General features: G+C 74.0%; 12 protein-coding genes. 4 read left to right on the top strand and 8 right to left on the bottom strand.

Features of this window, described 5'->3' with window-relative positions; all coding sequences use genetic code 11:
- Positions 1 to 30 precede the first annotated feature (30 nt).
- The 4 genes from ACRAKH_RS14810 to ACRAKH_RS14795 all read right to left on the bottom strand — a co-directional run bounded on the left by ACRAKH_RS14810 (position 31) and on the right by ACRAKH_RS14795 (position 16,216).
- Positions 31 to 228 carry an MbtH family protein gene (locus ACRAKH_RS14810; protein ID WP_380721684.1) on the bottom strand — a complete coding sequence of 66 codons (198 nt, stop codon included), beginning with the start codon at positions 226 to 228 and terminating at the stop codon, positions 31 to 33.
- Complete coding sequence (locus ACRAKH_RS14805) at positions 225 to 13,601, bottom strand: amino acid adenylation domain-containing protein (RefSeq protein ID WP_380721681.1); 13,377 nt, start codon at positions 13,599 to 13,601, stop codon at positions 225 to 227. Before ACRAKH_RS14805 ends, ACRAKH_RS14810 begins: the two co-directional genes overlap by 4 nt.
- Before the next feature lie 87 nt (positions 13,602 to 13,688).
- Positions 13,689 to 14,699 carry an iron-siderophore ABC transporter substrate-binding protein gene (locus ACRAKH_RS14800; RefSeq protein ID WP_380721678.1) on the bottom strand — a complete coding sequence of 337 codons (1,011 nt, stop codon included), beginning with the start codon at positions 14,697 to 14,699 and terminating at the stop codon, positions 13,689 to 13,691.
- Between the two features lie 89 nt (positions 14,700 to 14,788).
- A complete protein-coding gene (locus tag ACRAKH_RS14795; protein ID WP_380721675.1) occupies positions 14,789 to 16,216 on the bottom strand; it encodes a lysine N(6)-hydroxylase/L-ornithine N(5)-oxygenase family protein in 1,428 nt (475 codons plus the stop codon).
- 134 nt (positions 16,217 to 16,350) lie between these two features.
- Between ACRAKH_RS14795 and ACRAKH_RS14790 the strand changes: the two genes are divergently transcribed.
- Positions 16,351 to 18,012 (top strand): ABC transporter ATP-binding protein, encoded by a 1,662-nt coding sequence (locus ACRAKH_RS14790; RefSeq protein WP_380721672.1) that lies wholly within the window; start codon positions 16,351 to 16,353, stop codon positions 18,010 to 18,012.
- On the top strand, positions 18,012 to 19,736 hold the full coding sequence (locus tag ACRAKH_RS14785; RefSeq protein WP_447009881.1) for an ABC transporter ATP-binding protein: 1,725 nt from the start codon (positions 18,012 to 18,014) through the stop codon (positions 19,734 to 19,736). Before ACRAKH_RS14790 ends, ACRAKH_RS14785 begins: the two co-directional genes overlap by 1 nt.
- 168 nt (positions 19,737 to 19,904) lie before the next feature.
- Here ACRAKH_RS14785 and ACRAKH_RS14780 read toward each other — a convergent pair whose 3' ends face one another.
- Positions 19,905 to 20,054: a hypothetical protein gene (locus tag ACRAKH_RS14780; RefSeq protein ID WP_380721669.1), complete on the bottom strand. Its 150-nt coding sequence runs from the start codon at positions 20,052 to 20,054 to the stop codon at positions 19,905 to 19,907.
- 157 nt (positions 20,055 to 20,211) lie between these two features.
- Between ACRAKH_RS14780 and ACRAKH_RS14775 the strand changes: the two genes are divergently transcribed.
- Positions 20,212 to 20,847, top strand: a complete 636-nt coding sequence (locus tag ACRAKH_RS14775; protein ID WP_380721666.1) for an MBL fold metallo-hydrolase — start codon at positions 20,212 to 20,214, stop codon at positions 20,845 to 20,847.
- 135 nt (positions 20,848 to 20,982) lie between these two features.
- On the opposite strand, the gene ACRAKH_RS14770 is transcribed toward ACRAKH_RS14775, so the two are convergent.
- Both ACRAKH_RS14770 and ACRAKH_RS14765 read right to left on the bottom strand, forming a co-directional pair.
- Positions 20,983 to 21,969 carry a LacI family DNA-binding transcriptional regulator gene (locus tag ACRAKH_RS14770; RefSeq protein WP_380721663.1) on the bottom strand — a complete coding sequence of 329 codons (987 nt, stop codon included), beginning with the start codon at positions 21,967 to 21,969 and terminating at the stop codon, positions 20,983 to 20,985.
- Positions 21,970 to 22,080: 111 nt separating this feature from the next.
- Complete coding sequence (locus ACRAKH_RS14765) at positions 22,081 to 22,350, bottom strand: hypothetical protein (RefSeq protein WP_380721660.1); 270 nt, start codon at positions 22,348 to 22,350, stop codon at positions 22,081 to 22,083.
- An 84-nt stretch (positions 22,351 to 22,434) separates the two neighbouring features.
- Between ACRAKH_RS14765 and ACRAKH_RS14760 the strand changes: the two genes are divergently transcribed.
- Entirely contained in the window at positions 22,435 to 22,974 is a 540-nt protein-coding gene (locus tag ACRAKH_RS14760) for an MOSC domain-containing protein (RefSeq protein WP_380721657.1), read from the top strand.
- A 15-nt stretch (positions 22,975 to 22,989) separates the two neighbouring features.
- On the opposite strand, the gene ACRAKH_RS14755 is transcribed toward ACRAKH_RS14760, so the two are convergent.
- Entirely contained in the window at positions 22,990 to 23,850 is an 861-nt protein-coding gene (locus ACRAKH_RS14755) for an aminoglycoside phosphotransferase family protein (protein ID WP_380721654.1), read from the bottom strand.
- Between the last annotated feature and the right edge of the window lie 103 nt (positions 23,851 to 23,953).

Raw genomic sequence — 23,953 nt, 5'->3', positions numbered from 1 at the left:
ACGTCGCCGGCCGGGCGCGGAACCGGCCGGTCAGCGGCGCAGGCTGAGGGGGCGCAGGTCCGTCCAGTGCTCCTCGACGTAGGCGACGCACGCGTCGCGGGTGTCGGGGCCGAACCGGCTGGTCCAGCCCGCCGGGACGTCGGCGAACGACGGCCACAGCGAGTGCTGGCCCTCGTCGTTGACGAGGACGTGGAAGCGGCCTTCGGGGTCTTCGAAGGGGTTGGTCACGGCTCGATCCTCCGGTCGGGGTCGGTCGTCGCGTGGTGCAGGTGGCGCAGCACGGCGTCGGCCAGCTGGCGGGCTGTGGTCGGGGTGAACAGGTCGGTCGCGTAGACCAGGTAACAGGGCACGGGGCCGTCGTCCTGTGGTTCGTAGAAGCTGACGGTCAGCTCGGCGTGGGTGGTGCCGGTCGGCACGGCTTCGAGCGAGCCCGTGTCGCCTTGCAGCGCCGACAGGACGGCCTTCTCGTGGTGGACGATCACGACCTGCGGCTCCGCGGGCACCCGGACGTCGGCGTGGTCGAGCGCGGCGAGGGTGGTGGCGCGGACGCGGGCCAGCAGTTCGGTGTAGCTCGGCGCGCCGGCGGTGTCGGTGCGCAGCACGACCCGGTTGAAGAACGAGCCGACCAGGTCGGCCAGGGCCTCCTCGGTGCGGCCGGCGGCCATCGTGCCGATGGGGACGTCCGTGCCGTACGGGGTGAGCGCGGCGGCCACGGCGGCCTGCACCACCATGAACATGCTGGTGCCGGTCTCGCCCGCGAGCCGGTCGACGGCCGCGTGCAGCTCCGCCGACAGGGGGAGCTCGACCACGTCGGCGGGGTGCGGCCCCGGTCGGCGTACGTCCCGGTACGGCAGGGCCAGCGTCGGCAGGTCGCGCAGCGCGTCGCGCCAGAACGCGCGCTGCTCCTCCCCCACCGAGTCCAGGACTTCCAGCGACCACAAGGCGTAGTCGGCGTACGTCACCGGCAGTTCCGTCCACTGTGGAGCGTGACCGGCGCGGCGGGCGGCGTACGCGTGCTGGAGGTCGCGGAACAGGGGCACGACCGACCACTCGTCCACGGCGAGGTAGCTCATGGTCAGCAGGAGCGCCTGCGCGCCGGTGGCGTCCTCGACGAGGCGGGCGCGGACGGGCGGCCGGCCCGTCAGGTCCACGGTCTCCGCGGCGAACGCGCGCAGCGCCTCGTCCAGCGCCACCACGGGCACGACGTCCAGCGGCGGCACGGGGACGGCGCGCTGCACGCCACCGTCGAGCACGGTGCGCAGCGGCTCGTGGCGGTCGACCACGTCGGCGTACGCTGCCGCGAGTGCCGGCACGTCGAACGGCGTGCCGGCGCGCAGGGCCAGGGCGTGGTCCCACGACGTCGTGACGCGGTCCCGCTGCACCGGGGCCAGGGGCAGGTCGACGGGCCGGTCGTACCGGCGCAGCGGCGGGCGGGCCGACGTGGCGCCGGTGAGCCGCCCGGCGAGCCCGGCGACGGTCGGCGAGTCGAAGACGTCGCGCAGCGCGAGGTCGACGCCGAACACCGACCGGATCTTGCCGACCAGCCGCATGGACGCCATCGAGTGGCCGCCCAGGGCGAAGAAGTTGTCGTGGATGCCCGGGGAGACGCCAAGGATTTCGGCGAACAGCTCGGCGATGGCCTTCTGCTCGGGCGTGACCGGCCGGTCGCCGCCGGTCAGGGCGGACCAGTCGGGCCTGGGCAGGGCGCGGCGGTCGAGCTTGCCGTTCGGGGTGAGCGGCAGGGGTCCGTCGAGGAAGAGGATCGCCGCCGGGACCATGTACTCGGGCAGCCGCTCGGCGACGAACGACCGCAGGTCGTCCGCGGTCGAGCCGACGACGTACCCGACGAGCCTGGTCACGTCGCCCGCCCGGTCGGCGAGGACGGCCGCCTGCGCCACCGCGGGGTGCCGGGCCAGGGCGGCCTCGATCTCGCCGAGCTCGATCCGGTAGCCGCGGATCTTGACCTGCGTGTCGACGCGGCCGAGGAAGTCGAGGTTGCCGTCCGCGCGCCAGCGGGCCCGGTCGCCGGTGCGGTACATGCGCGCGCCGGGCGGGCCGAACGGGGACGCGACGAACCGGGACGCGGTCAGCGCGTGCTGCCCGAGGTACCCGCGGGCCAGGCCGCGGCCGGACACGTACAGCTCGCCGACCACGCCGGGAGGCACCGGGCGCAGCCGGTCGTCCAGCACGTACACGGTGGTGTTGGGGTCCGGGACGCCGATGGGCACGGCGGTGTCCCACCCGGGCACCGCCTTCCACAGCGTGGAGTTGACGGTGGCCTCGGTGAGGCCGTAGGCGGCGAGCAGGTTGAGCCGTCCCGCCCAGCGGCCGATGACGTCCGGCGGCACGGTCTCGGTGCCGACCAGGATCGTGGAACCCGGCGGCAGCTCGCAGTCGGCGGGCAGCGCGGACACCAGCGACGGCGGCAGGATCATGTGCGTGACGCGGCGGTCGCGCAGGAAGTCGGTCAGCTCGGGACCGGCGACGCGCACCTCGTCCGGCGCGAACACCAGCCGGCCGCCGACGCACAGCGCCATCGTCAACTCGAACACGGCCACGTCGAAGCCGACCGACGCGAACTGGAGCACCCGGCTCTCGGCGGTGAGCCCCATCCGGTCGACGGCGGTCGCGGCGAGGCTGGCGATGCCCTCGTGCGGCACCACCACGCCCTTGGGCCGACCGGTCGAGCCGGACGTGTAGATGACGTACATCGCGGAGTCGAGGCCGAGCGGCCTACCGTCCACAGGGGACTCGTCCAGCGCGGCCAGCTCCGCGACGACGTCCGGCGAGTCCAGCAGCACGGCGGGCACGGGGACCGGCGCGTCGGACGTGGTCACGACGACCGACGCGGCCGAGTCCTCGATCATGTACGCGATCCGGTCGGCCGGGTGGGACAGGTCCAGCGGCAGGTAGGCCGCGCCGAGCTTCAGCGTCGCCAGGACGGTCGCGACCATGTCCGCCGACTTGGGCACCGCGATGCCCACCACGGACTCGTGGCCGACACCGCGCGCCGCGAGCAGCCGGGCGATCCGGTTGGAGCGGGCGTCCAGCCAGGCGTAGCTCACCGAGCGGGCGCGGTCGACCACGGCGACGGCGTCGGGCGTCGCAGCGACGCACCGGGCGAACATCGTCGTGAACGTCTCCTCCGGCACCTCGCGGGCGGTCCGGTTGAACTCGTCCACGACGCGGCGGCGCTCGTCGGGCGCGAGCAGGTCCACCGAGCCGACCGGGGCCTCCGGGTCGGCGAGCACGGCGGTGACCAGCGCGGTGAGCCGCGCGCCGAGGCGTTCGACGGTCACCCGGTCGAACAGGTCGGTCGCGTACTCCAGCCGGCACGTCACCGGGCCGTCGACGACGTCGGTGAAGCTGAACACCAGGTCGAACTTCGCGGTCGTGGTCTCGTGGCCGACCCACGTCACCGGCAGGCCGTCGAACGTCCCCGCCTCGCCGCCGCGGCTGTGGTAGCCGACCATCACCTGGAACAGCGGGTTGCGCGCGGCCGACCGGGTGGGGTTGATCCGGTCCACCACGGCCTCGAACGGCACGTCCTGGTGCGAGAACGCGGCCAGCGACGTCTCCTTCACCCGGGCCACCAGCTCGGTGAACGCGGGGTCGCCGGACAGGTCGGCCCGCAGCACGAGCGTGTTGACGAAGAACCCGACCAGGTCGTCCAGCGCCTCGTCGGTGCGGCCGGCGATCGGCGCGCCCAGCGGGATGTCGTCGCCCGCGCCGAGCCGGCTCAGCAGCGCGGCGACGGCGGCCTGCAGCACCATGAACACGGACGCGCCGGACGCCTGCGCCAGCGCGCGCACGCCGTCCGCCAGGTCGGGCTCGAACACGACTTCGAGGTCCGCGCCGCGGAACGTGGACCGACCGGGGCGGGGCCGGTCCACCGGCAGTTCCAGCTCCTCCGGCGCGCCGGCCAGCGCCCGCGCCCAGTGGTCCAGCTGCTCCTCGCCGACGACGTCGAGCAGCTCGCGCTGCCAGACGGTGTAGTCGGCGTACTGCACGGGCAGCGGCGACCACCGGGGCGCCTCGCCGGCCCGTCGCGCCCGGTAGGCCGTCGCGAGGTCGCGCAGGAACGGCCGGTCGGACCACTCGTCGGTGGTGATGTGGTGCAGCAGGACGACGATCAGGTGCTCGTCCTCGCCGAGCGACGCGACCGTGACCCGCAGGGGCAGCTCGGCGCGCAGGTCGAACGGCCGCTCGACCTCGTCGCGCACGATGCCCGGCACGTCCGCCGCGGTCGCGTCGCGCACCACCACGACGGGCGTGACGTCGTGCAGCACCCGCTGGAACGGCGTGCCCTCGTGCTCGCCGAACACCGTCCGCAGCGCCTCGTGCCGGTCGACCACGTCACCGACGGCGGCGGTGAAGGCGGCCACGTCCAGCGGGCCGGCGACCGTGAACACCAGCGGGAAGTTGTACGCGGCGGACGTGCCCTCCATCTGCTGGATGAGCCACAACCGCTGCTGCGCCGACGACAGCGGCAGCTCGGCGGGCCGTTCCACGGGCACCAGCGGCGGCCTCGCGGCCCGGGGGTCTCCGCCCGTCCGCGACGCCAGTTCGGTGACCGTGGGCGCGTCGAACAGGTCGCGGATGGCGAGGTCGACGCCCAGCGCCGACCGGGCCCGGCTGACCAGCCGGGTGGCGAGCAGGGAGTGGCCGCCGAGGTCGAAGAAGTTGTCGTCCACGCCCACCGACGGCACACCGAGCACGTCCGCGAACAGCCCGCACAGCACTTCCTCCGCGTGCGTCGCGGCGGCCCGCGAGGACGTTCCGCCGGTCACCACGGGCTTCGGCAGGGCGCGCACGTCGAGCTTGCCGTTCACCGTGAGCGGCAGCGCGTCCACCGGCACGATGGCGGCGGGCACCATGTAGTCGGGCAGGCCGGACCTCAGGTTCTCGCGCAGGACGGCCGGGTCGGTGGACGACACCACGTACCCGACGAGCCGCTTCACGCCACCCGGTCCGGCGTCCACGACGACCGCCGCGTGCGTGACGCCCGGCTGCGCGGCCAGCGCCGCCTCGACCTCGCCCAGCTCGACCCGGTAGCCGCGGATCTTCACCTGGTCGTCGGTGCGGCCGAGGAAGTCGAGGTTGCCGTCCCGACGCGCGCGCACCAGGTCGCCGGTGCGGTACATGCGCGTTCCGGGCGGGCCGTACGGGTCCGCGACGAACCGTTCCGCGGTGAGGCCGAACCGGTCGTGGTAGCCGCGGGCCAGGCCGACGCCCGCGATGTACAGCTCGCCGGGCGAGCCGGGCGGCACCGGCCGCAGGCGCGCGTCCAGCACGTACGCCCGGGTGTTGCGGATCGCCTTGCCGACCGTGGCAGTCTCGCTGTCCTCCGTGGACGCGCCGAGCGTGTTGATCGTGTACTCGGTGGGGCCGTACAGGTTGTAGCCGTAGGCACCGGGGGTGTCGCGCAGCCGCTGCCACACCGATTCCGGCACGGCCTCGCCGCCGAGGAGCACCAGCGCGGGCACGTGGCCGTCCAGCAGGCCCTCTTCGATGAGCAGCTGCGCGTAGGTCGGGGTCACGTTGACGACGTCGATCAGGTGCTCGTCGCAGTACGCCACCAGGGCGGCCGCGTCGCGGCGCAGCTCCTCGTCGCACACGTGCACCTCGTGGCCCTCGACCAGCCACAGCAGCTCTTCCCACGACATGTCGAACGCGAACGACACGGTGTGGGCGATGCGCAGCCGTCGTCCCCCGGCGGCGGCGATGGCGGGCTCGAAGATCGCCTGCTGGTGGTTGAGCTGCATGTTCGTCAGGCCGCGGTACGGCGTGACGACGCCCTTGGGACGCCCGGTCGAGCCGGACGTGTAGATGACGTACGCCGGGTGCTCCAGCGAGAACCGGGGCCACTCGACGTCGCCGTCCGCGACGGGCGGCAGGTCGTCCGGGGTCAGCGCGTCGAGGCACACGGCGTCCGGCACCAGCCCGACCGCCGTGGTCGACAGCACGCACAGCGGCTCGGTGTCCTCGATCATCATCAGCAGCCGGTCGGCCGGGTGGTCGAGGTCGAGCGGCAGGTAGGCGGCGCCGGTGCGCAGCACGGCGAACAGCGCGACCACCATGTCGGTGGTGCGCGGCAGCGCCAGCGCGACGACCTCCTCCGGCCCCGCGCCGCGGCTGACCAGCAGCCGGGCCAGCGCGTCGATCCGCTCCTGCAACCGGGCGTAGGTCAGCCGCTCGTCGCCGCACACCAGCGCGGTCGCGTCGGGCGTCCTGCGCGCCTGGGCGGCCAGCAGGTCGGCGATCGTGTCCTCGACCATCGGGCCCGCGCTCGCGTCCCACTCGGCGGCCAGCGCGCGGCGTTCGCGGTCGGGCAGCACGTCGATCGCGCCGAGCAGCGCGTCCGGCGCGTCGACCAGCCGTTCCAGCACGGTCGTGTACCGGGTGAGCAGGGCTTCGGCGACGTCGGCGGCGAAGACGTCCGGGCGGGACGCGAGGGTGACGCGGGTGCGGGCGCCGGGCGTGACGATGAGCGTCAGCGCGAAGTGCGTGCCGTCCACATTGGACACGTCGAGCACGCCGTGCGCCTCGGCCAGCTCGGCCTGGCGGTCCTCGCCGTCGCCGGTGCGCAGCACGAACAGCGTGTCGAACAGCTGCCGGTGCCCGGCCTCCCGCTGGATCTCGCCGAGGCCGACGTGCTCGTACGACATGAGCGCGGTGCGCTCGGCCTGGACGCGGCGCAGCAGGTCCAGCACGGTTTCCCGGGGGTTGACCGCGATCCGGGTGGGGATGGTGTTGAGGAACATGCCGATGACGTTCCCGACGCCCTCGACCTCGACCGGGCGGCCCGCGACGGCGGTGCCGAACACGACGTCGTCGCGGCCGACCTGGCTCGCCAGCACGAGCGCCCAGGCGGCGTTGTACACGGCGTTGGCGGTCAGGCCGTGCCGCCTGGCCTGCGCGCGGAGCCGGTCGGTGAGGTCCTCGGCGAGGTCGCGGTGGAACTCGGCGGGGATCACCGGCTCGCGGGACCGGTCCACGGGCGCGACCAGCGTCGGCTCCCGCAGCCCGGACAGCGCGGTGCGCCACGCGGCCAGCGCGGCGTCGTGGTCCTGGCGCGCCAGCCACGTCAGGTAGTCGCGGTACGAGCCGGCCGGCGGCAGCTCGGCGTCGACGTCGCGGTACAGCTCCAGCAGCTGCTCCAGGAACAGCCACGCCGACCAGCCGTCCCACAGGATCAGGTGGTGGGTGATGACGAGCCGGTCGTGGCCGTCGGGCAGCCGCAGGACCAGGAACCGGCACAGCGGCGGCGCGGCCAGGTCGAACCGCTCGCGCCGGTCGGCGGCGAGGAGGTCGGGGACGTCGGCCTCGGCGGCCGGGTCGACCACGCGCAGCGGGATCTCCGGCGCGGGCGCGATGAACTGCACCGGCCCGGGGACGCCGTCGCTGGTGAACCCAGCGCGCAGGCTCGGGTTGCGGGCGAGGAGCGCGGCGCCCGCGCGGCGCAGCCGGTCCACGTCGATCCGGCCGGCGAAGTCCATCGTCTCCTGGGAGAGGTAGACGTCGAGCGCGCCGGTGTCGTAGCTGGAGTGGAAGTACAGGCCCTCCTGCAACGGCGACAGCGGCCACACGTCCTCGGCCTCCGGCAGGGCGGCGCGCTGCTCGTCGGTGAGGACGAGCAGCGGGGCGTCCTCCACCGCGGTGTCGACGGCCTCGACGGCGGCCAGGGCGGCGACCGTGCGGTGCTCGAAGACGTCACGGGGGCTGATCGCGACACCGAGCCCGCGGGCCCGGCTGGACACCGCGATCGACGTGATGCTGTCGCCGCCGAGGACGAAGAAGTCGTCGTCCACGCCGGGTTCGTCCACGCCGAGCACGTCGGCGAACACCCGGCACAGCACGCGTTCCCGCTCGGTCGCGGGAGCGCGGCGTTCGGCCTTGGCCACGGTCGGCGACGGCAGCGCGTTCTGGTCCAGCTTGCCGCTGGGCGTGAGCGGCAAGTCCGGCAACGCCACCAGGGCGTGCGGCGTCATCGCGGCGGGCAGGGCGGCGGCGACCCCGGCGCGCAGGACGTCGAGGTCGACGTCGGCCGGGGTGACGTAGCCGAGGAGCTGGTTGTCGCGGGCGATCACGGCGGCGCGCCGCACGCCCGGCAGCCTGGCCAGCGCGGACTCGACCTCGCCCAGCTCGATCCGGTTGCCGCGCACCTTGACCTGGCGGTCCGTGCGGCCGAGGTAGACGACCGCGCCGTCCGGGCGGCGGACCACCAGGTCGCCGGTGCGGTACATGCGGGAGCCGGGCTCGCCGAACGGGTCGGCGACGAACCGCTCCGCGGTCAGCGCGAAGCGCCCGTGGTAGCCGCGGGCCAGCTGCACACCCGCCAGGTACAGCTCGCCGGGCACACCGGCCGGGACGGGCCGCAGGAACGGGTCCAGCACGTGCAGCCGGGTGTTCCACACCGGGCGGCCGATCGGCACGGCCGGGTCCGGCGCGCCGTCGTACTCGAAGTGCGTGACGTCGACGGCCGCCTCGGTGGGGCCGTACAGGTTGTGCAGCGGCACGCCGGTCAGCTCGCGCCACCGCGCCGCGACGTCGCCGGTCAACGCCTCGCCGCTGCTGAACGCGCGGCGCAGGCTCGCCGACCACGCGGCGTCGCCGTGCACCTCGGGGACGCCGAGGAACGCGGCCAGCATCGACGGCACGAAGTGCAGCGTGGTGATCCGCCTGCTCCGGATGAGGTCGGCCAGGTAGGCGGGGTCGCGGTGGCCGTCCGGCTTGGCGAGGACGACCGCCGCGCCCTCGCACAGCGGCCAGAAGAACTCCCACACGGACACGTCGAAGCTCGACGGGGTCTTCTGGAGCACCCGGTCGTCGGCGGCGAGGCGGTACTCGTGCTGCATCCACGCGAGCCGGTTGACGATGGCGCGGTGCGTGACCACGACGCCCTTGGGACGTCCGGTCGAGCCGGACGTGTAGATCAGGTACGCGGGCTGGTCCGGTCCCACCTCGGGGAGGTCGACGTCCTGGCGGTCTTGGCCACGGGTCTCGTCCGGCGCGCAGTCCTCGGGCCGCAGAACGGTCGTCGCGCCGGAGTCGGCGATCATGAACTCGACGCGCTCGGCCGGGTAGTCGAGGTCGAGCGGCAGGTACGCGGCGCCGGACTTGAGCACGCCGAGGAGGGCGACCACCAGGTCGGCCGAGCGCGGGACGGCGACGCCGACGACGTCGCCGGCGTTCCGGGCGCGGAGGCGGCGGGCGAGGGCGGTGGACCGCCGGTCGAGTTCGGCGTAGGTGAGGGAGACGTCGTCGTGGACGACGGCGACGGCGTCCGGGGTGCGGGCCGTCTGGGCGGCGATCCGGCTGACGAGCGTGCCGTCCGGGACGTCCTCCGCGGTCGCGTTGAGGTCGGCGATCCGGTCCAGCTCGGCGGTGGTCGTGAGGGCGAGGCGGGCCACCGGCTGGTCGGGCTCGGTGGCGAACGCGGTCAGCAGGCGGACGAGGCGGTCGGCGAGCGTCGCGACGGCGGCGTCCGGGAGGCGGTGCTTGAGGCGCAGTTCGATGCGCTCGCCGGGGATGGCGACGAGGGCGAGCGGGTAGTGGACCCGGTCGCGGACGTCGACGTCGTCGACCGGGTCGGGGAAGTTCTCGACCACGACCAGGGTGTCGAACAGCTCGCCGTGGCCGGTGACCCGTTGGATCTCGGCGAGGCCGAGGTGCTGGTGGTCGAGCAGGCGAGCTTGTTCGTCCTGGAGGCGTCGGAAGGCGGCGGCGAGGCTGTCCGAGCCGTGCCAGTGCTGGCGCACCGGGACGGTGTTGATGAACAGGCCGACCGCGTTCTCGATGCCGGCCACCTCGGCGGGGCGGCCGGCGACCGTGCTGCCGTAGACGACGTCCGCGCGGCCGGTGAGACCGCCGAGGAGCAGGCCCCAGGCGCCGTGGAGGACGGTGCTCAACGTCAGGCCGCGACGGCGCGCCTCCCCCACGAGCGCCGCGCTCAGTTCCGAGGGCAGCCGCACCCGGTGCCGGCCGTGGCGCGGCGACACCTCGTGCCCGGCGGCCGCCACCGCCTCCGGCCCGGCCGCACGTGGCACCACTTCCTGTCCGACAGCCACCACCGCTGCTGTGGACGACTCGAAGTGAGACCAACGAACCACGGGCAGCCCGACGACCTTCGTCGGCTCGTCCACATCGGACAGCACCGCCCGCCAGGCCGCGTGCGCCGCAGCGCGGTCGCGGCTCGCCAACCACGCGAAGTACCGGCGGTGGTCCGCGGGCTCCACCCGACCACCCGCCAACTCCCGCCGCACCAGCCCGACCGACCAGCCGTCCATCAGGATGTGGTGCAGCGTCAGCACGAGCCGGTCACCGTGGCGGGCCGCGCGCAGCAGCGGCGGGCGGGTCAGGTCGAAGCCGGGCGCGCGTTCCGCCGCCAGCACGTCCTCCACATCGGTGGTCTCCGGGTACTCGCGCCACGGCACGGTCACCGCCTCGGCGATCACCTGCTCCACGCGCCCCCGGTCGGTCTGCCGGAAACCGGCCCGCAGCAACGGGTGCCGGTCGAGCAGACCCTGCACGTCGTCCCGGCCGACGTCGAGCGCCAGCACCTCCTGCACCACGTACGAGTCGTCGGTGTCGTACCGCGCGTGGAAGTAGAACCCCTCCTGCAGCGGCGACACCGGCAGCACGTTCCCGTCGAAACCGGCCGGCTCGGCCACGGCCCCGACGGCACGGGCCACCCGCGCCAAGGCCGCGACGGTGCGGTGCTCGAACACCTCGCGCGGCGTGATCTCCAGACCGGCGGCACGGGCGCGCGACACGAGCTGCATCGCCACGATGCTGTCGCCGCCCAGCTCGAAGAAGTTGTCGTGGATGCCGGGAGTCAGGCCCAGCACCTCCGCGACCAGGTCGACCAACGCCTGCTCGGTCGGGTTCGTCGCGGGCGCGTCGCCGCCCAGCGCGGTCCAGTCGGGCTCCGGCAGGGCGGCCCGGTCGAGCTTGCCGTTCGGCGTCAGCGGCAGCGGCCCGTCGAGCGGCAGCACGACGGACGGCACCATGTACTCCGGCAGCACGCCGGCGACGTGCTCGCGCGCGTCGACGGGGGACGCGGAGCCGACGACGTAGGCGACGAGCCGCTTGACCCGGCGGTGGTCCTCGCGCACCAGCACGGCGGCCTGCGCGATGTCCGGGTGCGCCATGAGGACGCTCTCGACCTCGCCGGGCTCGATCCGGAACCCGCGGATCTTCACCTGGCCGTCGGCGCGGCCCAGGAAGTCGATGTTGCCGTCCGCCCGCCAGCGGGCGCGGTCGCCGGTGCGGTACATGCGGGCGCCGGCGTCGCCGAACGGGTCGGCGACGAACCGGGACGCGGTCAGCGCCGGCTGCCCCTGGTAGCCGCGCGCGAGCCCGCGACCGCCCACGTACAGCTCGCCCTCGACGCCGACCGGGACGGGCCGCAGCGCCGAGTCGAGGATGTAACAACGGGTGTTCGGGTCCGGCACGCCGATCGGCACGGGCCCCGTCCAGTCCGGCTCGGCCGGCCACAGCGTCGAGTTCACCGTGGCCTCGGTGAGGCCGTACGCGGCCACCACGCGCAGCCGCCGGGCCCACCGGGCGATCAGCTCGGTCGGCACGGTCTCCGTGCCGACGATCAGCACCGCGCCTTCCGGCAGCTCGCAGTCCGGCGGCAGCGCGGCGACCAGCGACGGCGGCAGGATCATGTGCGTGGCGCGGTGCTCGGCGATGTACGACGTCAGCGCCTCGCCCGCGACCCGGCGGTGCGACGGCACGACGATCGCCCGGCCGCCGACGCCCAGCGACATGCACAGGTCCCACACGGCGACGTCGAAGCCGACGGACGCGAACTGCACGACCCGGCTGTCCGGGGTGATGCCGATGCGGTCGAGCGCGGTGGCGATGAGGCTGCCGATGCCTTCGTGCGTGACGACGACGCCCTTGGGGCGGCCGGTGGAGCCGGACGTGTAGATCACGTACGCGGCCTGGTCCAGCGCGATGTCCAGGCCGAGGTCGGAGCCGTCGTCGGGGAGGTCGAACCGGGATTCCGGCGTGACGACGAGCTTCGCGCCCGCGTCGGCCACCATGTGGTCGACGCGGTCGCGGGGGTGGTCGAGGTCGAGCGGCAGGTAGGCGGCGCCGGCCTTCATCACGGCGAGCAGCGTGACGACGAGGTCGGCCGACCGCGGCAGGGCCACGCCGACCACGTCCTCCGCCCCGACGCCGGAGGCGCGCAACGCGCGGGCGAGGCGGTTCGCGGCGGTGTTCAGCTCGGCGTACGTGAGCCGGACGTCCTCGCAGACGACGGCGACGGCGTCCGGGGCGCGGGCGGCCTGCCGTTCCACCGCGCCGGGCCACGTCACGTCCTCCACCTCGCGCGGCGAGGTGCCGAGGTCCAGCAGCCGGGCGCGTTCCGCGTCGTCGACGAGGTCGATCACGGCGACGGGCTGGTCGGGGTCGGCGGCGAGGACGCGCAGGAACCGGCGCTGGTGGTCGGCCAGCTCGTCGGCGGTGCAGACGGCGGCGTTGGCCTCGAACGTGACGGCGACGCCCCCGTCGGGGCGCCGGAGGAACGACGTGGTGAGGTCGTTGACCGGCCCGTGCGACAGCATGTGGAACGTGGTGTCGAGGTCGCCGAACGCGGTGTCGCGGGTGAAGCCGAGGTAGTTGACGGTCGGGCCGACGAGTTCCGGGATGCCGTCGCGCAGCCCGAGTTCGCGGGCCAGGTCCTCGCCGCGGTAGGCGCTGTGCGGGAGGACTTCGCGGACCTCCCGGTCGACGGCGGCGACGAGGTCGGCGAGGGTGGCGCCCGGCCGCACGGTGACGCGCAACGGCAGCACGGTGGACGTCATGCCGGGCGTGTCGCGGGTGTCCCCGTCGCGGCGGCCGGTCACCGGCAGGGCCAGGACGAGGTCGGACGCGCCGGTCACGCGGTGGGTGTAGGCGGCGACGGCGGCGATGGCCTGCCGTGACGTCACCGGTCCCGGCAGGTCGACGGTGCGCCGGACGACGTCGCGCACCTGCCCGGCGGCGCGGGGCACGAGCCGCACGGGCTCGGGGTGGTCGGCCGTCCTGGCGTGCCAGAACGCCCGGTCTTCCTGGTGCGCCGCGGAAGCGCGGTAGGCGTGGTCGGCGTCGACCAGCGCCTCCACCGGCCGGGGGCGGTGCGCGTCGGGCGCCGCGTACAGCTCGGCGGCGCGGCGGGTGATCAGGACGCACGTGTAGGCGTCGGCGACGAGGTGGTGGTAGCGCTGGTACCAGATGACGTGGTCGTCGGCGAGGCGCAGGAACGCCTGGTGGAACAGGGGTCCGGCGGCGAGGTCGGCGACGCGGGCGAGGTCGTCCTCCATCCACGTCCGCGCGGCGTCGGCCGAGTCGACCGCGACGTGGGTGACGTCGGTGGTCGGGGTCGCGGGGACCTGGCCGTCGGCGGTGAACCGGACGTGCAGCGCGCCGGCCTCGCCGACCGCCTGGCGGACGGCCGCTCCCAGCCGGTCGTGGTCGACGGGTCCGCGCAGCTCCAGGTACCAGGCGACGTTGTAGACGGGGTTGTCGGGCTCCAGCTGCTGTGCCAGCCAGACGCCGGTCTGGGCGCCGGTCAGCGGCAGAGCACCGGTCAAGGGCAGCGCCATGGTGAACCTTCCCCGTTCCTTCCCGACTTCTCCCGCGCACGCCGCGGGTGGGGGTGCGCGCCGGCACCCCCACCCGCGGCCGGTCGACTAGTTCTTGATCGCTTCGAGCAGCGGCACGACCTGGTCGATGCCGTAGGGCACGCTGAGCACGGTGTTGAACGACATGGCCGCGCCGATCGGCGGGTCCATGTAGGTGAGGAACAGGTCGCGCTTCCCGGTGACGACACCGAGCCGCTGGTAGGCGGGCACGGACTTGACGCGGTCCCAGGCGCTCTGGTCGAACATGAGCCACACGAGGCGGTCGGCGTCGAGCAGGTCGAACCGCTCCTCGCTGAACTCGGCGACGTTCTTCTGGCCGGCGAGCGTGCCGATCTCGTCCACCAGCGTGAAGCCGAGTTCCTTCATGAAGATGGCCTTGGGGTCGGTGGGCGCGAACGCCGAGTACTGGCCGGGCTTGAAGCTGTCGGCCACCACCATCGTCTTGCCGGCCCACTCGGGGTGCGCGGCCTTGGCGTCGGCGAAGCGCTTGGCGACGCCGTCGATCAGCGCCCGCGCCTCCTTCTCCTTGCCCAGCGCCTTGCCGATGTGCAGGGTCTGGTCCTGCCACGGCGCGCCGTAGTCGGGGAACGCCTTGGGCTGCGCGACGACCGGCGCGATCTTGGACAGGGTGTCGTACTGCTCCTGCTTCATGCCGGAGTACACGGCGATGATCAGGTCGGGCTTGAGGGAGGCGACCTTCTCCAGGTTGTACTCGTCGCGCTCGCCGACGATCTCGGGCTGGGTGTCGCCCCAGAGTTCCTTGGTCCACGGCCAGTTGCCGTAGGGCCGCTCCTTGAACCAGTCCACGACGCCGACCGGCTTGACGCCCAGGGCCAGCGCGGGTTCCTGGTCGGACAGGCCGAGCGTGACGACCTTCTTCGGCTCGGCCTTGATCTCGGTGGTGCCGTACTTGTGCTCGACCGAGACCGGGAACGCGCCGGAGGAGGCGACGTTGGAGGGGCTCGTCCCGCCGGTGCCGGCGTCGCCGCCGCCCCCGCAGGCGGCGAGCGCCAGCGCCGCGGCCGAGGCGACCGCGACCAGCTTGAACTTCGTGGACATCAGGGTTTCCCTTTCGGAGGCGCGGCGGCGCGCCGCTGTGGAGCCGATACCAAGTTAGGTTTGCGTAACCTAACAAACCGCGAGGAGCTTCAGCCCACCCGTGAGACGCTGATCGCGTATTCGGGCTGCGCGGGCACGTCGGAGGCCACGGGCGCGGCGGTCGCCGCGGAACCGGTGGACGCCGGGCGGACGGTGGACGCCGCGGGAACGGCCGGCGCCGCGGGACCCGCGGATGTCGTGGCCTCGCGGCGGCCGAGCACGGACTGGAGGATCTCCCCCACCCGCACGGACGTGTTGGACAGCAACGACGACGAGATGCCGTGCGTGTGCTCGGTGCCGCCCTGGAGGTACAGGCCGGCCACCAGGTCGTCGTCGGTGTCGAGCCGGTAGTCGCGGCCGACGCTGAGCCGGCCGCGCGCGTCGCGGGCGCAGCGGTCGGCGAGGTCGCCGAGCAACGCGGTCGGGTCGGCCTCGCGGTACCCGGTGGCGTAGACGATGACGTCGGCGTCCAGCACCTCGCGCTCGCCGGTGTTCAGGGACTCGACGGTCACGGTCAGCCCGTCGGGGCGGTCGTCGAGTTCCGCGACGCGGGACAGGTTGAGCAGCCGCAGCCGGGGCGTCCCGAGCACCTTCTCCCGGTACACCCGCCGGTACAGTTCGGCGATGAGGTCGTTGTCCACCACGGCGTAGTTGGTGTTGCCGTGGTAGTCCATGAGCTTGCTCTTGACCGGCTCGGGCGCGGCGTAGAAGTCGTCGACGGCGGCGGGGTCGAAGATCCGGTTCGCGAACGGGCTGTCGTCGGCGGGGCTGTAGCCGTAGCGGGCGAAGACGGCGCACACCTCGGCGGACGGGAACCGCTCGTGCAGGAACGCCGCCACCTCCGCGCCGCTCTGCCCCGCGCCGACCACGACGACGCGGCGCGGGTCCGTCAGCGACTCGACGCGGTGCAGGAAGTCGCGGTTGTGCCAGACCCGCTCGGACGGCCGCACGCCGTCGGGCAGCTTCGCCCGCAACCCCGTGGCGAGCACCAGGTTCCGGGCGCGGCGGACCTCGACCTCGCCCGCGGAGGTGCGGGAGGTGACGTCGAAGTGCGTGACGACGCCGTCCTCGGTCACGGCCCGGACGTCCACCACGTCGTGGTCGTAGGAGACCAGGTCGTCCACGCGGGCGGCGGCCCACGCGAAGTAGTCGTGGAACTCGACGCGCAGCGGGAACAGGTTCTTGTGGTTGATGAAGTCGACCAGCCTGCCCCTGCTGTGCAGGTAGCTCAAGAAGGTGAAGGTGCTGTGGGGGTTCCGCAGCGTCACCAGGTCCTTCAGGAACGACACCTGCATGGTGGCGTCCTCGATGAGCATGCCCCGGTGCCACCCGAACTCCGGCTGGCGCTCCAGGAAGTGGGCGGTCACCACGTCCTCGGCACGCGCGGTCGCGTTGTACTCGGCGACGGCGATCGCGAGGGCCAGGTTGGACGGCCCGAACCCGACGCCGAGGACGTCGAAGACCGGTGGCTGTGGCATGACTGTCCCATCGGTGCGACAACAGGAAGATCGAACTTTGGTTACCCTAACCTAAGTCGCTGCGCGGCGGGAGTGATCCAGGCCTCTCTTTTGATTAGGCTAGCCTCACCTGACAACCAGCGGAAGGCGGGCGGGTGAGAACGGTCCTGAAGAGCGCCGTGACCGGGCAGTGGAAGTCGGTGACGCTCGCTTCGGCGCTCGGTGCGGCCCACCAGACCGGCGAGGCCGCCGTGCCGCTGCTCATCGGCGTGGTGATCGACGAGGCGGTGCGGACCGGCGCCGGCGGGCGGCTGGCCTTCTGGATCGGCGTGCTGGCCGCGGTGTTCGTCGGCCTGTCGCTGAGCTTCCGGTTCTCCTTGCGCTGCGGGGAGAAGGCGTCCCACCAGGCCGCGCACGAGGTGCGGTCGCGGATCGCCGGGCGGGTGCTGTCGGCGGACGGCGGCGCGGCGCACGGCAGGCTGTCGGGCGAGCTGGCGAGCATCGCCACCAGCGACGCGCAGCGCGTCGGGCAGGTGAACCTGGCGTTGCCGATCGCGTTCGCCGCCGTGGTCGGCGTGCTGGTGGGCGCGGTGGCGCTGCTGCGGGTGTCGGTCGTGCTGGGCGCTTTGGTCCTGGTGGCCGCGCCGGTGCTGCTGGGCCTCGCGCACGTCCTGGGCAAGCCGCTCGAACGGCGCAGCGACGCCGAGCAGGACCGGGCCGCGTCGGCGTCCGGCGTGGCGGCCGACCTGGTCGCCGGGCTCCGGGCGTTGAAGGGCATCGGCGCGGAGGCGACGGCGGCGCAGCGCTACCGGGTGACCAGCCGGTCGTCCATGGAGGCCGCGATCCGGGCCGCCCGGTCGCGGGCCTGGCTGGACGGCTCGATGCTGGCGATGACCGGGATCTTCCTGGCGGTCGTGGCGCTGGTCGGCGGGCGCCTCGCGGCGTCCGGGTCGATCACGGTCGGCGAACTGGTGGCGGCGGTGGGGTTGGCGCAGTTCCTCCTGTGGCCGCTGGCGGTGTTCTCGTGGGTGAACGGGCTGTTCGCGCAGGGCCGGGCGTCCGCCGCGCGGGTGGCCGAGGTGCTGGCCGCTCCCCCTGCCGTGCCGCCCGGCACGTCCCCGTTGCCGCCTTCGACGCCGGGGCGGGTCGAGCTGACCGACGTGGTGTCGGGGTCGCTGCGCGGCGTGTCGTTGACGGCGGAGCCCGGGGAGCTGCTCGGCGTGGTGGCCCGCGACCCGGCGGACGCGGTGTCCTTGCTCGCCGTGCTGGCGCGCGAGGTGGACCCCGAGTCGGGCACGGTGGCGTTGGACGGGCTGCCGCTGTCCACTGTGGAGGGTTCGGCGCTGCGGTCGGCGCTGCTGGTCGCGGCGCACGACGCCGACCTGTTCGAGGGTTCCGTGCGGGACAACGTCGCCGACGGCGGACCCCTGGTGGACGAGGCGATGGACGCGGCGCGCGTGGACGACGTGGCGCGCGCGCTGCCGGACGGCCTCGACACGGTCGTCTCGGCGCGGGGCCGGTCGCTGTCGGGCGGGCAGCGGCAGCGGGTGGCGCTGGCGCGCGCCCTGGCCGCCGCTCCCCCGGTGCTGGTGGTGCACGACCCGACGACCGCGGTGGACGCGGTGACCGAGGTGTCGCTGGCCGCCGGGATCAAGCGGGTGCGGCACGGTCTCACCACCATCGTGGTCGCGACGAGCCCGGCCCTGCTGGCCGCCGCCGACCGCGTGGTGTTCCTGGCTTCCGGCGTCGTCGCCGCGTCCGGCGCGCACGCCGACCTGGTCGCCGACGAGGACTACCGACTGGTGGTGTTGAGCTGATGCGCGAGTTGTTGGCGACCGCGTCCGGCGCCCGGACCTGGGCCGCCGTCCGCGACCTGGTGCGGCCGCGGCGGGGCGTCGCGTGGGCGGCGTTCCTGGTGCTGCTGGCGGGCACGGCGGTCGGGTTGGCCACCGCGCCGCTGCTCGGGCGGATCGTGGACCTGGTGGGCGCGGGCTCGTCCGACATCACGTGGCCCGTGGTGGTCCTGGTGCTGGTCGCGATCGTCCAAGGCGTGTCGACGGCGTTCGGCACGTCCCTGGTGGCGCGGCTCGGCGAGGGGATGCTGGCCGAGCTGCGGGAGAAGTTCGTGGCGCACGCGCTGCACCTGCCGCTGGAGCGGGTGGAGAACGCGGGCGCGGGCGACCTGACCTCGCGCGTGACCCGGGACGTGCAGGTGATCGCCGACGCGGTGCGCAACGCGCTGCCGGTGATGGCGCGTTCGGCGTTGACCATCGGGTTGACCGTGGTCGGCATCGCGGTGCTGGACTGGCGGTTCCTCATCCCAGTGGCGCTGGCGCTGCCGGTCCACGTGCACACCGTGCGCTGGTACGGCGGGCGCGCGGTGCGGCTGTACGCGGCGCAGCGCGTGGCGGTCGGCGTCCAGCAACAGCAGTTGCTCGACTCGATCGGCGGCGCGGCGACCGTGCGGACGTTCGGGTTGGCGTCGTCCCACGTGGCGCGCGTGCGGTCGCGGTCGCGGGAGGCGGTGGACCTGGCGTTGCGCGGCATCCGGCTGCTGACCCGGTTCTACGGCCGGCTGAACCTGGCCGAGTTCATCGGCCTGGCCGGTGTGCTGGTGACGGGGTTCCTGCTGGTGGGCGCGGGCGCCGCGTCGGTCGGCACGGCGACCGCCGCGGCCCTGTACTTCCACAGCCTCTTCAACCCGCTCAACGCGGCGCTGGCGCTGGCCGACGACGCGCAGGCCGCGACCGCGTCGCTGTCGCGGCTGGTGGGCGTGACGGACGAGCCGATGCCCGACCTGGCCGGGCGGGTCCGCCCGGTGGACACGACGATCAAGCTCGCCGGCGTCGGCCACTCCTATGTGGACGGACACCCGGTGCTCCGGGACGTGGACCTGGAGCTGGCCGCCGGTGAGCGGGTGGCGCTGGTCGGGGCGTCCGGCGCGGGCAAGACGACGTTGGCGAAGCTGATCGCGGGCGTGCACGAGCCGACCACCGGCAGCGTCAGCGTCGGCGGGGTGGCGCTGGGGTCGGCGGTGCGGTCGGTCGCGCTGATCACCCAGGAGGTGCACGTCTTCGCCGGGCCGCTGGCCGACGACCTGCGGCTGGCGAAGCCGGACGCGACGGACGACGAACTGCGGGACGCGTTGGACCGGGTGGGCGCGTCGGGCTGGGTGGCGGCGCTGCCGTCCGGACTGGACACGGTCGTCGGCGAGGGCGGTCACCGGCTGACGGTGGCGCAGGCGCAGCAGTTGGCGCTGGCGCGGCTGGTCCTGGCCGACCCGCCGGTGGCGATCCTCGACGAGGCGACCGCGGACGCGGGCAGCGCGGGCGCGCGGGAACTGGAGGAGGCGGCGGCGCGGGCGTTGGACGGGCGGACCGGCCTGCTCGTGGCGCACCGGCTCACGCAGGCGGCGACGGCGGACCGGGTGGTCGTGCTGGAGGCCGGCCGCGTGGTGGAGACCGGCTCCCACGAGGAGCTGCTCGCGGCCGGCGGCCGGTACGCGACGCTGTGGGAGGCATGGTCGGGGACGCGTTCCTAGCCGTCCCGCCCGGGAAGCCGTCCCCGCCCGGGAACGCGACGAGCGCCGCCACGGTCGTGACCGATGACGGCGCTCGCGCGCGGGCACGTGCCCCGGTCACCGCTCTTCCCTTCCGCTGGGAATCGCCGTGCGCGGCCATGCCCGTGCCCACTGTGGCCGGTGCCGGCCCTAGAAGATCACGACCAGCAGGACCACCGCCAGGACGATGGCGATGAGGGTCGGGATGGTCGCGGGCGACCTGCGGTAGTGGCTCTGCACGGTGGTGGTGCGGAACCAGCTGTGCGGCGCGTGCCGACGGTGTCGTCGAACCCAGGGCATCGTTGGCTCCCAACCTAGTCGTGTCCCCGACGATCACCTCTGACATACCCACGATCGGCGCCCGGAACACTTCCGGGTGACGACGCGCCGCCGCGGTCACGCTCTGCCGAGGGCGAAATCGGCGCGACGCACGGCGGTCCGGCCCTACCGTTGGGGCGTGGAGATCATCGAGGTAGTGCCCAACCTGCGGATGTTGCGGTTCCCGGTCGGGCAGGCGTACGTGTGGGCGGACGGCGACGCGCTGACCGTGATCGACACCGGCATCACCGGGTACGCGGAGCAGATCGCCGCCCTGGGCCGGGTCTCCCGGATCGTGCTGACGCACCACCACGACGACCACATCGGCTCGGCCGCCGCGCTGCGCGACCTGACCGGCGCCCCGGTGCACGCGCACCGCGCGGAGGCGCCGGTGGTCCGGGGCGACGCTCCGCCCGCGCCGTTCGACATCCCGCCCGAGGAGCGGGAGCTGTTCGACCGCATCACGCCGGGTGTGCCCGTCGCACCCCGCTCCCCCGTGGACCACGAGCTGGAGGAAGGCGACGTGCTGGACTTCGGCGGCGGCGCGCGGGTGCTGTCGGTCCCCGGCCACACGGCGGGCAGCATCGGCATCCACCTGCCGGACGCCGGAATCCTGTTCACCGGCGACACGGTGGCCACGTGGGACGGCGCGGCGATCCCCGGCGTCTTCAACACCGACCGGCCGTTGCTGCTGGAGTCGGTGCGCCGCCTGCTGGACCTCGACCCGGCGGTCCTCTGCGTCGGCCACGGCGACCCGCTGATGTCGGGGCGCTGAGGGAGCGACCCAGCCCTTGGCCTTCACGCCGCCGCCTCCCGCGCGGTCACGGCACGGGAAGCGGCGAGCGGTCGATCCGACGCGGGGTTGAGCGGTGTCCCCCGTCCTGCTCGGCGGGATGCCCGCCGGTGCCGGTCAGCCGGAACGGCGGGCGACGAAGGTCGTGGGCAGGACCACCGGGTCACCGGCGAGGGTCGCGCCTTCCAGCCGGGACAGCAGCAGGCGCGCGGCGGCCTCGCCCATCTCCCGCATCGGCTGCCGGACGGTGGTCAGCTCGGCGTGCGCGGCGATCGGGATGTCGTCGAAGCCGACCACGGCGACGTCGTCGGGCACCGTCCGGCCGGCCTCGCGCAACGCCCGCACCACGCCCAGCGCCGACAGGTCGTTCTGCGCGAACACGGCGTCGAACGGCAGCCCGGTGGCCATCAGCTTCTCCGTCGCCTCCGCGCCGCGCTCGGTGCCGAAGTCGCCTTCCACCACGAGCCGCGGGTCGACGTGCACGCCCGCCTCGCCGAGCGCGTCGAGGAACCCGTCCAGCCGCTCCCGCACGCACCCGAAGTTCGACGGGCCGGTGACCACGGCGAACGCCGTGCGGCCGGCCGCCACGAGGTGCTGCGCCGCGTCCTGCGCGCCTTCCCGGTTGGTGGTGGTCACCGACGGGAAACCGGGCCGGCTGCCCCGGTCGTCGATCATCACCACGGGCAGGCCCTGGTCGTGCAGCGTCTCGATGTAGCTCAACGTGTCCGGCGGCTCTATCACCAGCAGGCCGTCGAACGCCTTGGCCGACACGTGGCTGGCGAACTGCGCCAACGACTCCGCGCCGCGGTTGACCGTGTACAGCAGCAGGCCGTAGCCCTCGGCCTCCAGCTCGTCCACGGCGCCCTGGACGACCTCGCCGGTCCACGGCCAGGTCAGCGACGGCACGAGCATGCCGACGGTGCGGGCGCGGCCGCGGGCGAGGCCGACGGCCCGCGCGCTGGGCACGTAGCCGACGTCCGCGATCACCTGCCGCACCCGCGCCGCCGTGGCCGCGTCGACGTCCGGTTTGCCGTTGAGCACGCGTGACACGGTCGCCTTGCTCACCTGGGCGCGTTGGGCGACTTCGGCGATCGTGACTCGCACGGTGCACTCCTCGGCTGCGGACCCCACTGCGGCGGGGTGGTCCGTAACCGGTACCGAAACCGGTTACGGACACGCAGTCAACCCGTAGGCACACCCACCGTCAAGACCGTGTCACGCGAGAACCGCGTGCCCCGCGGGCGTCAACGCCGCCAGCACGGCGTGCCCGGCGGGCGTCAGCTCGGCCGGCACCCACGGCGCCGAGGCGTCCTGCCGCGCCGGCCGGACCAGTCCGGCGTGGGCCAGTTCGCGGGCGGTCACCTGGTCGCTGCACAGCAGCCCGTCCACCTTCAGGTCGGGTTCGCTGCTGCGGGTCACCTCGGCGCGGCCGGCCGCGATCGCGCGGAGCAGGGCACGCGCGCGGTGGTTCAACTCGTCATCCATGATCGTTTCACCGTTGTCCCCAGGATCTGTGGCACTGGGATTATCGCCGGGAACCCGAAAAGTCTTACCGGTATGGTCGATCCCATGGGGAGAGTCGCGGCGGTGAGCCTCAGCGGGGACCACACGTTCACGAAACCGACGCAGGACGTCATCACGCTCGTCGCCGGGCTCGGCGTGGCGGGCGACGCGCACCAGGGCGTCACGGTCAAGCACCGGTCGCGCGTGCGGCGCGACCCGACGCAGCCGAACCTCCGGCAGGTTCACCTGATGCACGCCGAGCTGCACGACGAGCTGAACGCGCTCGGCTTCGACGTCGCCGCCGGCCGCCTGGGCGAGAACGTGACCACGCGCGGGGTCGACCTGCTGGGCCTGCCGACCGGCACGCGGCTGCGCCTCGGGCCGCACGCCGTGGTCGAGGTGACCGGGCTGCGCAACCCGTGCCCGCAGATCGAGGCGTTCCGGGAGGGCCTCCTCAAGGAGGTCGTCGGCCGCGACGAGCACGGCAACGTCGTCCGCCGCGCGGGCATCATGTCGATCGTCCTGGTGGGCGGCGAGGTGCGACCGGGCGACGGGATCCAGGTGGAGCTGCCCGCCGAGCCGCACCGCCCGCTCGTCGTCGTGTGACCCGGTCCACCGAGGTCAGGCCGCCAGGCTGAGCAGTTCCGCCAACGCGGGCTCGTCGTCCAGGCGCGACACCGCGATCACCGGGGCCAACGCCCTGCTCCACGCGTGCAGCCGGTCGGCGTCCAGGCCGGCCGCGGCGGCGACGCGCTCGACCCGTGCCGCCACCCCGTCACGCCCGGCGGCGTCCAGCACGTAGTCCACGATGTCGAAGCACGGGTCGCCGACGCACGCCCGCGGGTCGATCGCGACCAGGCCACGCGCGCCGCCGTCCAGGACGTTGCCGAGGTGCAGGTCGCCGTGCAGCAGCACGCGTGGCTGCGCGTCGAGCAACGCGCGGCAGCGCGTCAGTGCCCGATCCCAGTCGCGTTCGCCGACGTGCGCGGCGACGGCGGGGTCGGCCAGCCGGCGGCCGATCCGGGCGAAGAACTCCTCGCACCGGTCGCGCAGGTCGAGCCAGTCGCCCTCGGGCCGCCGGACGCCGTGCAGCGACGCCACCAGTCCGGCCCACTCCTCCGGTGACGGCGGCACGGGCAGCTCATCGGCCATCGTGCCCGGCCGGACCGCCTCCATCAGCAGCGCGCCCGGCTCCTCCGCCGGCACCGCGGGCACCCTTCCGGACGGACCGAACAGCCGCAGCACCGCGCCCTGCTCGGCCAGGAAGCGGTGGTCCGGGCTCAGCTTCACCACGGCGGGCGCGCCGTCCGCCCGCGTGCAGGCCACCACGACCGACGACGCACCCTGCGGCAGGTCCTCCCCCAGCGCCAGGCCCCACCGGCCGGCCAGGTCCGCGGCCACCTCCGGCGCACGCGCGCTCCACCCGGCCACGGACGGGCCGAACCTCAGGGCCAACCGCCCGGTGATCTCCTCGACGTCCACCCGCGCCACGCTAACGCCGCCCGCAAGCGCATCAACGCCCGCGGGCGGCGTCCGGAATGGACGCCGCCCGCGGGGTGTGCGGAGATCATTCAGTTGTCGTGCC

It is taken from the genome of Saccharothrix hoggarensis (assembly GCF_052936025.1).
This window is presented reverse-complemented; position numbering and strand designations above follow the sequence as displayed.

Coding starts and splice junctions, on each gene's coding strand:
- ACRAKH_RS14805 (WP_380721681.1), bottom strand. CDS start 13,601: ATGGCGCTGCCCTTGACCGGTGCTCTGCCGCTGACCGGCGCCCAGACC.
- ACRAKH_RS14800 (WP_380721678.1), bottom strand. CDS start 14,699: ATGTCCACGAAGTTCAAGCTGGTCGCGGTCGCCTCGGCCGCGGCGCTG.
- ACRAKH_RS14795 (WP_380721675.1), bottom strand. CDS start 16,216: ATGCCACAGCCACCGGTCTTCGACGTCCTCGGCGTCGGGTTCGGGCCG.
- ACRAKH_RS14785 (WP_447009881.1), top strand. CDS start 18,012: ATGCGCGAGTTGTTGGCGACCGCGTCCGGCGCCCGGACCTGGGCCGCC.
- ACRAKH_RS14780 (WP_380721669.1), bottom strand. CDS start 20,054: ATGCCCTGGGTTCGACGACACCGTCGGCACGCGCCGCACAGCTGGTTC.
- ACRAKH_RS14765 (WP_380721660.1), bottom strand. CDS start 22,350: ATGGATGACGAGTTGAACCACCGCGCGCGTGCCCTGCTCCGCGCGATC.
- ACRAKH_RS14760 (WP_380721657.1), top strand. CDS start 22,435: ATGGGGAGAGTCGCGGCGGTGAGCCTCAGCGGGGACCACACGTTCACG.